Consider the following 13,662-nt stretch of genomic DNA (forward strand, 5'->3'; position numbering starts at 1 on the left):
CCTACTTCACCTCCTGTACATCTTCAGCCATGGCCTTGTTAATGATGCGGCGAATCAGATATACCAGCATCCCGAAAAGGAAGGAATAGATGAGCACAAAGGCCAGGATGGTCAGCATTATCTGTCCCGCCGGCAATGGAGAAGCAGCAGCTTGAGTTTTTAACAAACCATAAACAATCCAGGGCTGCCGCCCAATTTCTGCCGCCATCCAGCCCAGCTCATTGGCCAGAAAGGGCAGGGGCAAAGACCAGAGTAAAGCTTTCAGGGTAAAAGTATGTTCATAGAGTTTGCCCCGATACAGCAGCCAGAGAGCCCAGAGCAGAAGTACAGCGAAAAAGCTGCCTAACACCACCATCAGACGGAAGGAATAGAAACTGGCAGCCACCGGCGGCCGTTCTTCGCGGGGAAAATCCTTCAAGCCTTTTACTTCCGCCTGAGGATCCCCAAAGGCCAGCCAGCTCAGCGCCCCGGGCACACCAATTTCCAGCAAATTGCGCTCCTGGGCCGGGGCAGGAATACCTATCAGCAACAGTGGTGCCTGTTTTTTGGTCTCCCATAACCCTTCAAAAGCGGCCAGTTTGGCCGGTTGCGTTTCCGCCACCTGCTTGGCGTGAATGTCACCCAGAAATACCTGGAGCAAGCTGGCTACCAGTGCCACTACCAAAGCCAGTTTCAAGGAGTGCCGGGCCAATTCCACCCGTTTCTTTTTCAGCAGGAGATAGGCACTGATTGCCATCATGAAAAAGGCACCGGTGATATAAGCCCCATCCAGAGTGTGTAGATAGCGGGGGATAGTGGATGGGTTGAAGACAGCAGCAGCAAAATCGGTAAGAATGGCCCGCCCGCCTTCCACTTTGAAACCAGCAGGGGTTTGCTGCCAGGAGTTAGCTACAATAATCCAGAAAGCTGACAGACTGCTGCCCAGAGCTACCATCAGAGCCGCAAAGAAACGCAAGCCAGCAGAGATTCGTTCCCGGCCAAAGATGAGCAGAGCAATAAAGGTGGATTCCAGGAAAAAGGCAAAGACCCCTTCCGCTGCCAGCGGAGCACCAAAAATATCCCCCACGAATTTAGAGTATTCCGACCAGTTGGTGCCGAACTGAAACTCCATCGTGATGCCAGAAGCTACCCCAACGGCAAAACAGGCCACAAACAATTTGGTCCAGAAGCGGGACATTTCATCATAAACTTTTTTCCCTGTGCGCCAGTGTTTGTACTCAATAAAGGCCAGCAGGGCCGCCAGACCGATGGTCAAAGGCGGAAAAAAGAAGTGAAAAAAGGCGGTCAGACCAAACTGAATCCGCGAAAGCAAAACAGCATCCATCAAAACCCCTCCTTGTCGTTATTGTATACTAAATTAGTGAAGTTTATGCTCAAAAAGAAGCGCCCGCAGGCTAAAGGTTGGCAAAGTTCTGCTCCCTCAATGCCTCCACCAGTTTCCCCTGGATCCTGGCCAGAGCCTGGTGAATGGAACAGGCAGGCGCTCCTTTTTTATTGCAGGCAGCATAATCCAGTAAACACTTATTGATGGCCAGCGGCCCCTCGATGGCTTCCACTACCTCCAGAAAGGTAATTTCTTTCGGCTTTTTGGCCAGCTGGTAGCCTCCACCCGCCCCGCGGATTGAGCGGACAATTCCGGCTTTGATCAAGGAAGGCATGATTTTCAGCAAAAAGCGCATCGGGATCACTTCCTCTCTGGCTATTTGCTGGGCCTCCACTTTTTCCCCCTGGTGCCGGACCAGACAGGCTACAGCCCGTAAAGCGTAATCGGTGGCCTGATTGAGTACCATAACCCATTCTCCGTTCATTGTTTACTATGTTAGTAAACTTTCTGGTTAAAGAATACCACTTTTCCAGCCTTCTGTCAAGATGCAAAAATAAAAAAAGAGACCCGGAGGGTCTCGTGCAGGCTGTTAGTGCCAGAGGGTGCGGGCCAGTACCCGAAAGAATCTCATCAGCATCTCCCGGTCCAGCTGTAAATCCTGCTGAAAAGGATGGATCATCAACACCAGACCGGATTCCTTGAGTTTGGCCGGCACATCCATTGATTGCAAATCAATCAGGGAAGCTCCCAGTCTCTGAAAGAACCGGCAACGGCGGTCAAAATCATCATCAGTGCTCTTCACTTCCATTATCAGTCCCTGTGCCTCAGGATGCTGTTGCCGGATTTCCTGCAGCATAGCCTGATAAAGTCGGGCTCCATAACCCTGACTCTGAAAGGCAGGCAAAATGCCGATATAATCCAGAAAGGCCAGCTGCAAATCCTGGAGATAATAGTAGACAGCATAGCCTACCAGTTCTTCATCCTCTTTCAGGACCAGGTAATGCATCTCATTGGGGGCAATCAGGGAATGATCCAGCAGTTTCTGGGTAATTTCCCTGACCTCATAGTTGGACAGGTCAAACATCAACTGGCAATAACGGATGGATTCCAGATAATCCACAGTCTGTGGACTTTTCACTTCTCTCACGCGCAACATAGCCCCCACCCCTGATCGCTGAATAACCATTCACACTAAAATATATACCGTTCACTTATAATATATACCATTCACCTGCAAAAGCGCAATAGGGCACAAAAAATTAGGACGGAAAAACCGTCCCATTTTTTTGTATTATTTAACTTCCGATATTAATTGCCCAATCCGCCTGATGCCCTCCTCCAGTACTTCCAGACTAACGGCATAGGAAAGGCGCAGGGTTCCCGGTTGACCAAAAGCCTCCCCGGGTACAGCAGCCACCTGGACCTCTTCCAGTAACAGTTCAGCCAGCTGAGCGCTGCTCTCTATTGGCCGCCCCTGCCAGCTTTTGCCCAGAACGCCACTGACATCGGGGAACAGGTAAAAAGCACCAGCTGGCCGAGAGCAGTAGATTCCGGGGATTTGCTGCAACAGTTCCCAGCCCCGCTGCCGCCGTCGGTCAAAAGCTGCCACCATCTCCTGCAAGGGCTGCTGGGGCCCGGTTAAAGCAGCCAGAGCCGCCGCCTGGGCGATAGAAGTGGGGTTGCTGGTACAATGGCTCTGTAAGTCAGCCATAGCTTTGGCCCAGGGCAAAGGAGCAGCTGCATAACCGATCCGCCATCCGGTCATGGCATAGGCTTTGGACACCCCGTTGATAACAATGGCCTGCCCGCTCAATTCCGGCACTACTGCCACGATGCTGTGATGCTGGTTACCATCATAAACCAGTTTCTCATAGATTTCATCAGAAATCACCGCCAAACCCCGTTCCAGCAGCCATTTTCCGATACTTTCCAGTTCTTCCCGACTGTACACTGCTCCTGTAGGGTTATTGGGGCTGTTTAATATCAAGGCTTTCGTTCGTCCAGTTATTGCCCTTTCCAGGTCTTCCACCCTGACTTTATAATTATTTTCCCGGCTGGCTGGCACCGGTACCGGTACCCCACCGGCCAGCTTGATCTGTTCCTCATAACTCACCCAGTAAGGTACAGGCATCAGCACCTCATCCCCGGGGTTAATTATAACCTGCAGGGCATTATACAAACTGTGTTTGGCCCCACAGGAAACTACTACCTGGGCCGGACTATATAAAAGGCCATTCTCCTGAGCCAGTTTGGTCACAATCGCTTCCTTCAGTTCTTCTATCCCTGCTACTGCGGTATATTTGGTCATCCCCCGCTCTATGGCCCGCATGGCCGCAGTCTTGATGTGTTCAGGGGTATCAAAATCCGGTTCTCCAACCCCGAAATTGATCACCTTTGCCCCGGCTCTGGCCATTGCCTTGGCTTTACTATCCAGCGCCAGGGTAGGTGATGGAGAAATTCTCAGCGCCCGTTCTGCCAGTTCCATGAAAGTACCTCCCGTTTTATGTATTCACAAGAAGGTCTTTCGACAGCGATTGGCGTTTTCCTTTCTCTTCAGCGAATGTATGCAAAAAACTTAAAGCAATGGGCCGTTGCAAACCTTCCGGAGCCAGGAAGATGCGGCCATCTACCAGTACAATCAACCCCATGTCAAAGAGCAAACGGAAGGTATCCTCTCCTAAAAGACAGGAACTGGCATAGATCTGCTGTTGCTGCAATTCCAGCAGCCATTCCAGCAAAATATTAATCCCTGAACTGTCGGTAAAAGTAACATGGCTTAAGTCCAGACTAAACTCCGGCTGCAGCTGATATTTTTTCTCATTTCCCAGATTTTCAGCCAGCAGCAAATCCATTTCTCCCTCTAGACTAACTTTCTTGCCTTCCTGTTCTACTAAAACTTTAATACTCATAAGGTACCAGTAACCTCCATCCTGCTCTTCCCGCACTCCACCATTACGATAGAACCGGTACTATCTGTAGCCAGATAGACTTTGTTGCAGTGTTCCAGTATTACCGAGAAACCATACCCAAGGGATTTCTTGGTAGAAAACCCCTTGACCAGCAAGGACTGGGGCAGTTTTTCCACTTCAAAACCGCTCCCTTCGTCCCTGACGACAATATAGAGATTATCTCGGTCATCCAGCCCCCAGTTAACCTGCCCGCCCCGGGCATGCTTGAGGGCATTGGTTGCCAGCTCAGAGAGAATCAGCAGCAGTTCCTTGCTGCGTTTCTCCGGATACTGACGCACCTGTAACCAGATCTGGAAATGTTCCCGCAGCTGGCCCAGATCCCGGGCCTCCTTAACCTCCAGCCACTCTCCCAAATTTAATTTATGCCAGAAATCCAGCATTTCTTCCTTTTCAGCAAGATGCAGTTTGGATTGAGTGACACTGGCCAGAATATCGCGGTAGATGCGGCGGGTGAACTTCAATTTCCAGTTAACCACCGATTTCTTGTTCGTACGCTCCCACCAGTTGAGGAAAACATCCACTATTTGCGGGTCCCACTGAGCCCCTGCTCCCCGAACCAACTCCTCTAAGGCCTGTTCAGCCGTCCGCCCCTTCTGATAAATCCGGTCACTGGTCATAGCATCAAAGGCATCGGCCACAGCGATAATACGAGCCCCCAGGTCAATGTCCTCTCCGGCTATGCCAGCAGGATAACCCAGGCCATCCCAGCGCTCATGATGTTGTTCCACCGCCTGCAGGATCCCCTGCATTTCCGGGATGGCTTCCAGAATACGCCGGGATGTTACAGGATGCTGTCTGATCACCACCCGTTCCTCTTCCGTCAGCCGGCCCGGTTTATTCAAAATCAGCTCCGGCACCCCGATTTTACCGATATCATGCAACAAACCGGCCAGATAAATATTTTCCTTTTGCTGTGCCGTCAACCCCATTTCCTCGGCAATAATACGAGCATAGCGGGCCACATTCTCGGAATGACCTTTGGTATAGCGGTCCCGGGCCTCCAGAGCTTGTACCAGAGCCTGGATGGTAGCCAGAAAACGGGCTTTAATGGCCTGGTGCATCAGTTCGTGTTTGAGGATAGCTCCCATTTTTTCCGCAATTAAAGTAGCCACCATCACTATCTCCGGAGGATAGGGTCTCTTGCTGTCTTCCGCTTTTACCCGGTTGCCTATAAGCAAAGCTCCCCGGGTAGTACCATCAATGCGGATGGGAACCACCAGAATATTGCTGTATTCCGGGGAAAGCAAATCCAGTTGCACAGTTTGGGACGCAGTCCCCAGATTCAGTGTTTCCCCGGAAGCGCAGACCAGGGAAAGCAGCCCGACAGTCTGGCGGCTCAGGCTGGCCTCCTCCCCCAGCCCCCAGTGGGCCAGCAGGCGAAAGCCTTCTTCTCCTTCTTCCCTGACCACCACCGTCCCTATCTGGCTGCCGGACATTAGCATTAGAAACAATAAACCCAGCAAATAGGCCTGTTCTGCCTGTAATACAGGAGTGATAATTCCGGCTTGTAAAAACCTTCGTAGATTCTGGCGAAAATGATTAGCCACTTCGGAATCATCCAGCAGGCATTTTTGCCGGCAGCAGATATTTACCAGTAACAAGTCCCCGTAGCAGGATGCATACAACTTATTCCAGCCCAGGGGAATAGGCTCAGAAAGATAACGATAATCTCCCTCTGCCCTTTTCAGCCTGCGGATTGCTTCCTGGATTGCCGGGCTAAAGCGGCTGGCTATTTGTCGATCACCGGCAATAATTTGCCACTCATACTCGTCATCAAACTTTATTATGGCAGCTGCCCAGGAACCCACCAGGTTTTTCTGAAAGCGGACAAAGATTTCCCAGGCTTCTTCAGCCATAACCTGCCCGTCCATAATTTTTAACACCAGCCGCACCAGCTCCGCCTGCTCCCAGCGCTGCTGCCACCAGGTTTTTTGTTGCTGAAATAATAGATAGTAAACACCGCCTAGAGCCAAAAGCAGCAAAAAGGTCAGTAACCATACAGAGGCCAGGCGATGACCATCATAATACAGCAGGGCCAGTAACAGAGAAAAAAGTATGATATAGAGGGTAGTAACCAGCCAGAAGCGGTTTTTCACTGCTGATCACGGCAAACCAGTGCCAGAGGTATCTCCTTGTCTGCCGCTTTCAGTACCCAGCCGTTCTCAGCCGGCACCACCATTCCCAGTAATTGCAGGATCTCAAACAAGGTCGGCCCGATTTCCCAGCCCGTAACGGTTACTCCCAGCAAGGTCAGTTCTTCCAGAAAGTCCAGCACCGCCCCCATCCCGGTGGAATCAATAAACTTAACTCCGCAAAAATTGAATACTACTTCAGTTTCCCCCAGCAACAGGGGTACCAGCTGCTGCTTAAAGGCATCCGCCGTACCCAGGTCCAGCGCTCCGCTAATTTTTATTAAAGCCCGTTCACCCAGCCGCTCTTTTTCCACCTGTAACATATTCTTCCTCCTCATTGCAAGTGTTCTTTATACAGGTAATCCACCCGTAAAATCCCCTGTTCATCCACTGCTACCCGAACGTCTTGCAGACCTTCCTGGACCTTGAACAGCTGACGACCGACCCGGAAGCTGACCCCGGGATAGACCCGGTTAACCAGAATGCGGCGGCCGAAAACAAATTCCACCATCGTGGGAGTGGCCATGGGGCTCCCCAGTTCATTCAATACGGCATTACCGGTCACAATCAAACGCCCACCGCGAAAAATGCTGTCTTTTTTCTCCGCCAGCACATCGCCCCCGGCACTTACCTGACACATATAGGCACCCTGGCCGGTAAAGACTATCTTACCGCTGGCCTCCAGTTTACTGTTATGGGCATAAGCCAGCTTAATATCAGAAGCGGAATTGATGGTGGCCTCCAGGTCAATAATCTCCTTTTCCAGCCGCAAAATGGCTTCCTGAATTTCCAGCTCATCAGCCACTTCCAGTACGCCTAATCCCACAAACTTGCGAGCCACCAGGCGGATGATTTCGTTCAAACTGTCACTGGGGCTCTGGTTTTGTAACATCTGAACAATTTGTAAAATCAGTTTCGGTAAAGTAGCAAATTTCTGATCCAGCAAAATGCGCAGCAAACGGCCTAAGCCATAGCGAGCCAGGTCTTCACTGCCAAAGGCCGGATGCTGTTTGAGCTGTACTACTGCCAGCAGGAGAGATTCCAGTTCCCCCTTGATTTCCCGCAGACGGTAGATAATTTCACTGTTAATGGCATCCATACCCCCTGCCACCAGGGTTGCCCCGACCACGTTCTTATGGACGGTGATATTGCCTCTGGCCTGCACTGAACCCTGGGTGACACTGCCATGGATTTCCACATCGCCTCCGGCGATGACACTGGCACCATCCATGACATTGCCCCAAACTACTACGTGGCCATCAAAGCGCACATTGCCGGAAGCCAGGTTAACATCCCCCTGCACCGTGTAGATGGGTAAAACACTGATGACCGAGTTTTTCAAAATCGGCCGTCCAGCCGTAACCGCTACCGCCACCTGGCCATCTTCCATCAACGTAGCCCCCTGCTTCACCAGCAGCTGTGGTTCTTTGTATTCCGGCACAGGAATAATTTCCCCGGTTACTGTCATCCCGGGCCGCCCCGGCCTGGCCGGATATTTGCGGGCCAGAATCTCCCCGGCTTCCACACTGGGAATGGTCCGGTGTTCATAGAAGTTAATCCGCTGCTCCTCTTCCATCTCATCCAGTCGTGCCTGCTGGGTTTCATCCAGAAAATAATACTCGATTTTTCCAGCCTCGCCTGGAACCATGGGGCGTCCTCTGGCCACCAGGTAGCGCCCCCCGTTCAGACGGGCCTGCTCCACCGCCTGGATATCCACTCCATAGACAACCCCATGCTCCTTGAGGATGTTTACCAGCTCGGTAGTGGTGAAAGGAACCGGTTCAAGGATCTGAACTGCTTCGGCCCTGACAGTCAAACGGGTTTGGGGCGGTTGATCTGGAATTTTCATTTTCGCCCCTGAAGCGTAAGTGATGGCCAGATAGGCTTCCAGTTTGTCCGGGGTCAGCTGCACTTCCGCCAGACGCACTGGCGGCCTGTCCTCTGCGCTCACTACTACCCGGTCCCGGGGACTGACCATGGTTTCCTTCTGAATCAGCTGGCCATTGACCATGACCCTGGTCTCGGGTCCCGGTGTGATACTGGGATAGCGTCCCCCTTTTACCGGTGCCCGTACCACCACCTGACCATTGCTGATAGCCACAGTGCCATCCTGAGTCTTTTCTTCCAGTACCGATTCTACCAGTTCCGCCAGCTGATGTTCATCCAGTTCTGTCTTCCCTTCCGGCAACTTCACTTTGATTTTTACCAGCTCATCCTGTTCATTCTGAACCAGCACCTGCACTTCCAGTTCCTCCGGGTGCCGACCCAGTTCCACTGCCGCCCGGGCTATTGCCGCTTCTATTGTCCTGTCCTGAAAAATCCATTCCCTGACTGCCATCTCTATCACCTCCGCTTAGCCAGGAAGCGGCCACGGCTGCTTCCTGGGCCAGTTCCTGTACCCAGCGCAAGTCTCGCATCAGGTCATTGCCTTTGTGTTGTTCTTCATTAATAATAATAATAATTAAAACATCCACCAGCAAGGGGTCAAATTGCTGACCGGCTTCCCGCATCAGCTCTTCCAGAGCCTCCACCAAACTGCGGGGAGGCTGGTAATGCCGGAAATTGAGGATGGCATCAAAAGCTTCCGCCACCGCCAGGATTCGCGCCCCCAGGGAAATTTCATCCCCCTTCAGACCAGCAGGATAGCCCCGGCCGTCCCAGCGCTCATGGTGTTGTTCAACCATTTCCAGGATTTCTTTATCCACCATCTTCTGGCCCTGTAAAATCTTGCGAGCATACTTGACATGGTCCTGAACCAGATTTTTTTCCAGAAAACTGAGGGGACCCGGTTTGGTCAGCAGCTGGCGCTCTATGGCCAGCATTCCGATATCGTGGATCAATCCCGCCCGCCAGATTTTTCGGGCCTGATCCGCCGGCAAGCCCAGGGCCAGGGCCATTTTTTCTGCCAAATCGGCAGTACGATGCAAATGGCCACCCAGAAAGGAGACATAGGCCTGGCAGGCAGAGGCCAGTAATCGGTAGGCATCATCCTGTTTTTGCAACAAGCTGGCCACAAAATTTTTGATACCCAAATTGAGCCCCAGGCTGCGGGCCATGGTTCCCCCCAGCTGCCATTCTTCTTCAGTAAAAGGATGATCCCCCCACTTGTTTTGCAACACCAGATAACCCTGAACTTCATGGTTGGACAATAAGGGATAGACCATGATGTTGTGCAGGGAACCTTCCTGTTCTCTGGACCATAGTCCTAACACGGCCAGGTTATTTACCAGCAAGCCCTCCTCCCGGCTTTGAGCCAGCAGCAACAGAGCCTCCAGAGTCTGGTCCAGACAGATAATGGGCAATTCATGTTCTTCATCTACCGCCACAGTCACCTGGTTCCTGGCAATGATAAAAGCCTGTCTGGCCCCGGTAGCAGCAGTTAAAAATCTGAGGACCATGCGGGGCAAAGCCAGCTCCAGTTCTCTTTCGATCCTGATGGGAGCGCCTGCTTTCCCCGGGCCGGCAATCCCCGTGATATAAGCCCTGTTAGCCGCCTTTAAAACCGGTCCCTGCTGCCATAACTCTATCACCCGGGCCAGCCGCCAGCCTGTCTCCGGTGCCAGGGTTTCCGGCACCTGGTTGATATTCACCAGGGGAGCAAAAGCATATTTTTCTTTTTTTCCCTTGAATTTAACAGGCAGTTCCTGTAATTCCCCCAGCAAATAAGGAATATGTTCAATCCTGATGGTCCTGAGCCCCCGGGGCAAAGGAAGCAGTTCCTGCTGCCCCCGGACTGCTACCCCGAAAGCCAGGTAAAGCTCCCAGGTTCCCTGTTCCTGGCGGCGAAAAACCGCACCGCCCGGCAAGCCGCATAATAATTCCAGCATTTCCTGCAACAGGTCTTTATACTCATTTTCAGTCAGCTGATGCTGCAACAGCCGGGTAGAATGATCGGCCAGACGCAAAGCCAGGCGCTGATAGTTTCTCTTCGCTGTCCAGAACTGGCGCTCCCTGATGATTTTATCCCATTGCCAGAAATTAGCCCCGGCCACAAACAGCAAACCCAGCAGATAGCGGGCGAGAAATTCTCCTGAAATCCAGCCTGTATAATAGGCAATCAGGACTACTCCCTGATGAACCATAAACATCAAGGCCGCTTCCAGCTGTTCATAGGCCAGCAGAATGGTAAGAAGATGGAGATAATAAAAAATAATCAGGGCGCCAGCCTGTCCGGAATGATGAGCTGTTAGCCAGACCAGGTAACCCAGTTCTCCCAGAAAAACCATCCACATCATGGGCCCATGCAGAGGAGCCCGCAGGTAGCGTAGATACTGCAAACCCAGCAAAACCAACCAGCCCAGCAAGGCCAGCTGCCACCAGCCTTCGCTTTTATCCATTGCAGTTAGATAAAGAAACTCGCCATAACCCAGCCAGCGCAACCAGGCCATGGACATGGCCCAGAACCGTTTGTTGCGGGTTTTCAGCCATTGCCAGACTGGTTCGAACATTTTCATTCCACCTTTGCCGCTTACCGCTCTTTTTCCTGATTAGATAATCTTCGACAATATGTAACAGAATTCCTGCCGTAGACAGCGCTTTTAAGCTAGAATAAAATGTTAACTAGAAAGGAGAGGATAGCTATGACCTCAGTTGCTGCTCTGGCCCTGCTGGGCAGCCCCCGCCACGGCAATTCCTGGACCCTGCTCAACACCGCCTGTCAAATTCTGAGGGAACAGGGGATTAAGGTAGAAATGATAGAACTGCACCGTTTGCAGCTTCATCCCTGCCTGGGCTGCAATGCCTGTCTAACTACCACTCAATGTATCCAGCAGGATGATATGCAAACTCTCTACCCCAAGCTGCTGTCCTGTCAGTATCTTCTACTGGCAGCCCCCATTTATGCCATGGGACTCAATGCCCAGACCAAAATCCTGATCGATCGCCTGCAGCCCTTTTGGGGCAAAAAGTATGTGCAAAAACAGGCAGTAATAACCGATCCGCTCCTGGCCTCTTGTCGCCGGGCCTGGTATATCGGTGTGGCCGGCTCCAATTTACCGGATGTGTTTCAGGGTGCAGAACAAGTGGTAAACTATGCCTTTAAGATGCTGGAAATGAAAAAATTCCCTTCTTTCCTGGTCAAACAGTTAGAAGATAAGGATGCTGTCCTGCATAGACCCGAATTGCTGGCAGAAATAAAAAAAGCGGCAATCTCCCTTATTGCCGCCGGGAATTAACTGCCGCCTCTGCCTCTCCTGCCAGTTTTCTAGCCCAGGAAAAGCTGCTGGCCAAATTGCGCCCCTGCGCCTTTTCTTCCTCCTCCAGCACTTCCAGAAAGGCATCCACCACCAGGGGATCAAACTGAGCCCCAGCCTGACTGCTGATTTCTGCAACCGCTTCTTCTTTGCTTTTCGGCATACGATAGTGCCGAAAAGATGTCATAGCCGAATAGACATCGGCTACTGCCAGTATGCGGGCATATAGATGAATTTCCTTACCGTATAATCCCCGGGGATAACCCAGTCCATTCCAGTATTCATGGTGTTGTTCCACCGCCAGCAGCACCTCCGGCGGCAGGCCGTATTTTTTCAGGATCTCACCTCCAAACAGAGGATGCTTTTTTATTTCCAGCCTTTCTCCGGTGGTCAATAGGGCCGGTTTTAAAACTATATCCTGCCTGATCCCGATCATACCGATATCATGGACCAGCGCAGCCTGAAACAATAATTCCAGTTCGCGCCCGGCCAATTTTAATTTTTCCCCTATTTTTACCGCCATTTTTGCTGTTTTTTCCAGGTGACTATGTAAATAGGGGGCAAAGTGGCCAGCAATTTCGGTCAAAGCGAGCAAACGCTGTTTTTCCATATTGTTTAACAATACTGCAAACTTTCGCTTATCCAGGGTTCGGCTGATGAAATTGGCTAACATTTTGCCACATTCCCAGTCCAAACTGGTAAAGGGCATATTATTTGCCTTATTGGCAGCAATCAGATATCCGCCATTGGCAAGGGGAAACAACATTAAATTATTTATCTTGCCTGCCAGTTCCTGCAACCCGAGAATAGCGGGAGCATTGATTACTATTCCCTCAGCATGGGTTTTCGTTAGAGCCAGTAACCCCTGAAAATAGTCCCGCTTGATAATTTCCTGGATATTAGCTGGCTCTTGGCCAGCTTCTGCTTTTGCCAGTTCCAGCTGACCGTTAGGGCTGGATAACAACAGAATTCCGGTTTGCGCTTCAGTGCATGCCAGTAAAGTCTGAAACCAGAACTCGTCCCATGAATGGTAAAAAGCAGCTTCCAGAGCCAGCACCCGGGGAATAATACTGCTCAGGTCTTTTTCTTTTAGCCTGACCGATGACCGCAAAGTCACAAGATATAATTCTTCTGCAATAATTACCTTAATCGGGCTTAAAGAATAATCAAATTCTGAAATTGCAATCTTTTTTTCATAGCATGCTCGCTCTACACAATCACGAATTTCCGGCCAGAAATCCTTTTCCTGTTCACTCAGAACGCCAAAAGCCAGTACAGGCTGCCAGCTACCTCCCATTTTTTTTATCACCAGTCCACCCGGACACGTTGTAACATAAACCAAAATAGCGCTTACAGCTTGTTTTAGATCTTTTTCTACTCCTTCACCTGAATACTGCTTTCTCTCTATTTCTACCAGTATACGGACAAGATTGGCAAAAGCCTGTTTATGTACAGCATATAGATAACTGTCGACCAGATTACGCCATCGAAAAAAATTCAATCCAAAGGCCAAAATCGTAAAGATAAAGTAAAGAAGCAAAAAATTTGAACTAATTAAGCCAGTTATTTTCAGCACCACCACTAATATTTGTTGAGCAATTACTATCGGTGTAAGTTCCACAAAGTCATAACTATATAACGCTAATAAAATAAGGGGAATCACACCATAATCAGCAAAACCATGACCATTCCACACCAGACCCAAACCGAGCAAATGCTCAATAACCAGTACGCTCCAGAACACTGTCCCCGCCAGTCTTCGTATCCAGATGCGATATATAATAATGAACCATATTGCTAAAATAACCAGCGCTGCTACTATCCAGGTTGTGGGTTTATGGAAATATAAATATCCCGCCAAAATCATACCCAGATAAAAGCAAAAACGCAAACAGCGGATGATAGCCAGCCATACCTGTTTTTGTTTCACATTTTGAGTAAAAAAATAGACCATAGCTGCCACCTCCGCTGTTAGGTATTACCTTTTTTTTTTTTTTTTTGTTTTATTTTACCATTTTTTTATTTATTGTTCAAGATTCCCCTTT

General features: G+C 50.4%; 11 protein-coding genes. 1 reads left to right on the forward strand and 10 read right to left on the reverse strand.

Features of this window, described 5'->3' with window-relative positions; translation table 11 throughout:
• Nucleotide 1: 1 nt before the first annotated feature.
• From ULO1_RS09905 to ULO1_RS09945, 9 genes are all read right to left on the reverse strand, one after another.
• Complete coding sequence (locus ULO1_RS09905; protein ID WP_079933485.1) at nucleotides 2–1,324, reverse strand: cytochrome ubiquinol oxidase subunit I; 1,323 nt, start codon at nucleotides 1,322–1,324, stop codon at nucleotides 2–4.
• 70 nt (nucleotides 1,325–1,394) lie between these two features.
• Nucleotides 1,395–1,790, reverse strand: coding sequence for an Rrf2 family transcriptional regulator (locus ULO1_RS09910; protein WP_078664669.1), 396 nt, complete (start codon nucleotides 1,788–1,790; stop codon nucleotides 1,395–1,397).
• Between the two features lie 123 nt (nucleotides 1,791–1,913).
• Nucleotides 1,914–2,480, reverse strand: a complete 567-nt coding sequence (locus ULO1_RS09915) for a GNAT family N-acetyltransferase (RefSeq protein WP_159071936.1) — start codon at nucleotides 2,478–2,480, stop codon at nucleotides 1,914–1,916.
• Nucleotides 2,481–2,615: 135 nt separating this feature from the next.
• Nucleotides 2,616–3,809, reverse strand: coding sequence for a pyridoxal phosphate-dependent aminotransferase (locus tag ULO1_RS09920; protein ID WP_079906758.1), 1,194 nt, complete (start codon nucleotides 3,807–3,809; stop codon nucleotides 2,616–2,618).
• A 16-nt stretch (nucleotides 3,810–3,825) separates the two neighbouring features.
• Nucleotides 3,826–4,233 (reverse strand): hypothetical protein, encoded by a 408-nt coding sequence (locus ULO1_RS09925; RefSeq protein WP_078664672.1) that lies wholly within the window; start codon nucleotides 4,231–4,233, stop codon nucleotides 3,826–3,828.
• The gene (locus tag ULO1_RS09930) at nucleotides 4,230–6,389 is read right to left on the reverse strand and encodes an HD domain-containing phosphohydrolase (RefSeq protein ID WP_079933486.1); all 2,160 of its coding nucleotides are present in this window, start codon (nucleotides 6,387–6,389) and stop codon (nucleotides 4,230–4,232) included. Before ULO1_RS09930 ends, ULO1_RS09925 begins: the two co-directional genes overlap by 4 nt.
• A complete protein-coding gene (locus tag ULO1_RS09935) occupies nucleotides 6,386–6,748 on the reverse strand; it encodes an STAS domain-containing protein (protein ID WP_159073869.1) in 363 nt (120 codons plus the stop codon). The genes ULO1_RS09930 and ULO1_RS09935 overlap by 4 nt, the downstream gene beginning before the upstream one ends.
• An 11-nt stretch (nucleotides 6,749–6,759) precedes the next feature.
• A complete protein-coding gene (locus tag ULO1_RS09940) occupies nucleotides 6,760–8,763 on the reverse strand; it encodes a DUF342 domain-containing protein (RefSeq protein ID WP_079933488.1) in 2,004 nt (667 codons plus the stop codon).
• The gene (locus tag ULO1_RS09945; RefSeq protein WP_159446880.1) at nucleotides 8,645–10,873 is read right to left on the reverse strand and encodes an HD-GYP domain-containing protein; all 2,229 of its coding nucleotides are present in this window, start codon (nucleotides 10,871–10,873) and stop codon (nucleotides 8,645–8,647) included. Before ULO1_RS09945 ends, ULO1_RS09940 begins: the two co-directional genes overlap by 119 nt.
• Nucleotides 10,874–11,005: 132 nt before the next feature.
• Between ULO1_RS09945 and ULO1_RS09950 the strand changes: the two genes are divergently transcribed.
• Nucleotides 11,006–11,599 carry a flavodoxin family protein gene (locus tag ULO1_RS09950; protein ID WP_159446881.1) on the forward strand — a complete coding sequence of 198 codons (594 nt, stop codon included), beginning with the start codon at nucleotides 11,006–11,008 and terminating at the stop codon, nucleotides 11,597–11,599.
• On the opposite strand, the gene ULO1_RS09955 is transcribed toward ULO1_RS09950, so the two are convergent.
• Nucleotides 11,580–13,571, reverse strand: coding sequence for an HD-GYP domain-containing protein (locus tag ULO1_RS09955; RefSeq protein ID WP_079933491.1), 1,992 nt, complete (start codon nucleotides 13,569–13,571; stop codon nucleotides 11,580–11,582). The two genes, ULO1_RS09950 and ULO1_RS09955, sit on opposite strands and share 20 nt — an antisense overlap.
• Nucleotides 13,572–13,662 lie beyond the last annotated feature (91 nt).

It is taken from the genome of Carboxydocella sp. ULO1, from assembly GCF_002049255.1.
Lineage (GTDB): Bacteria > Bacillota.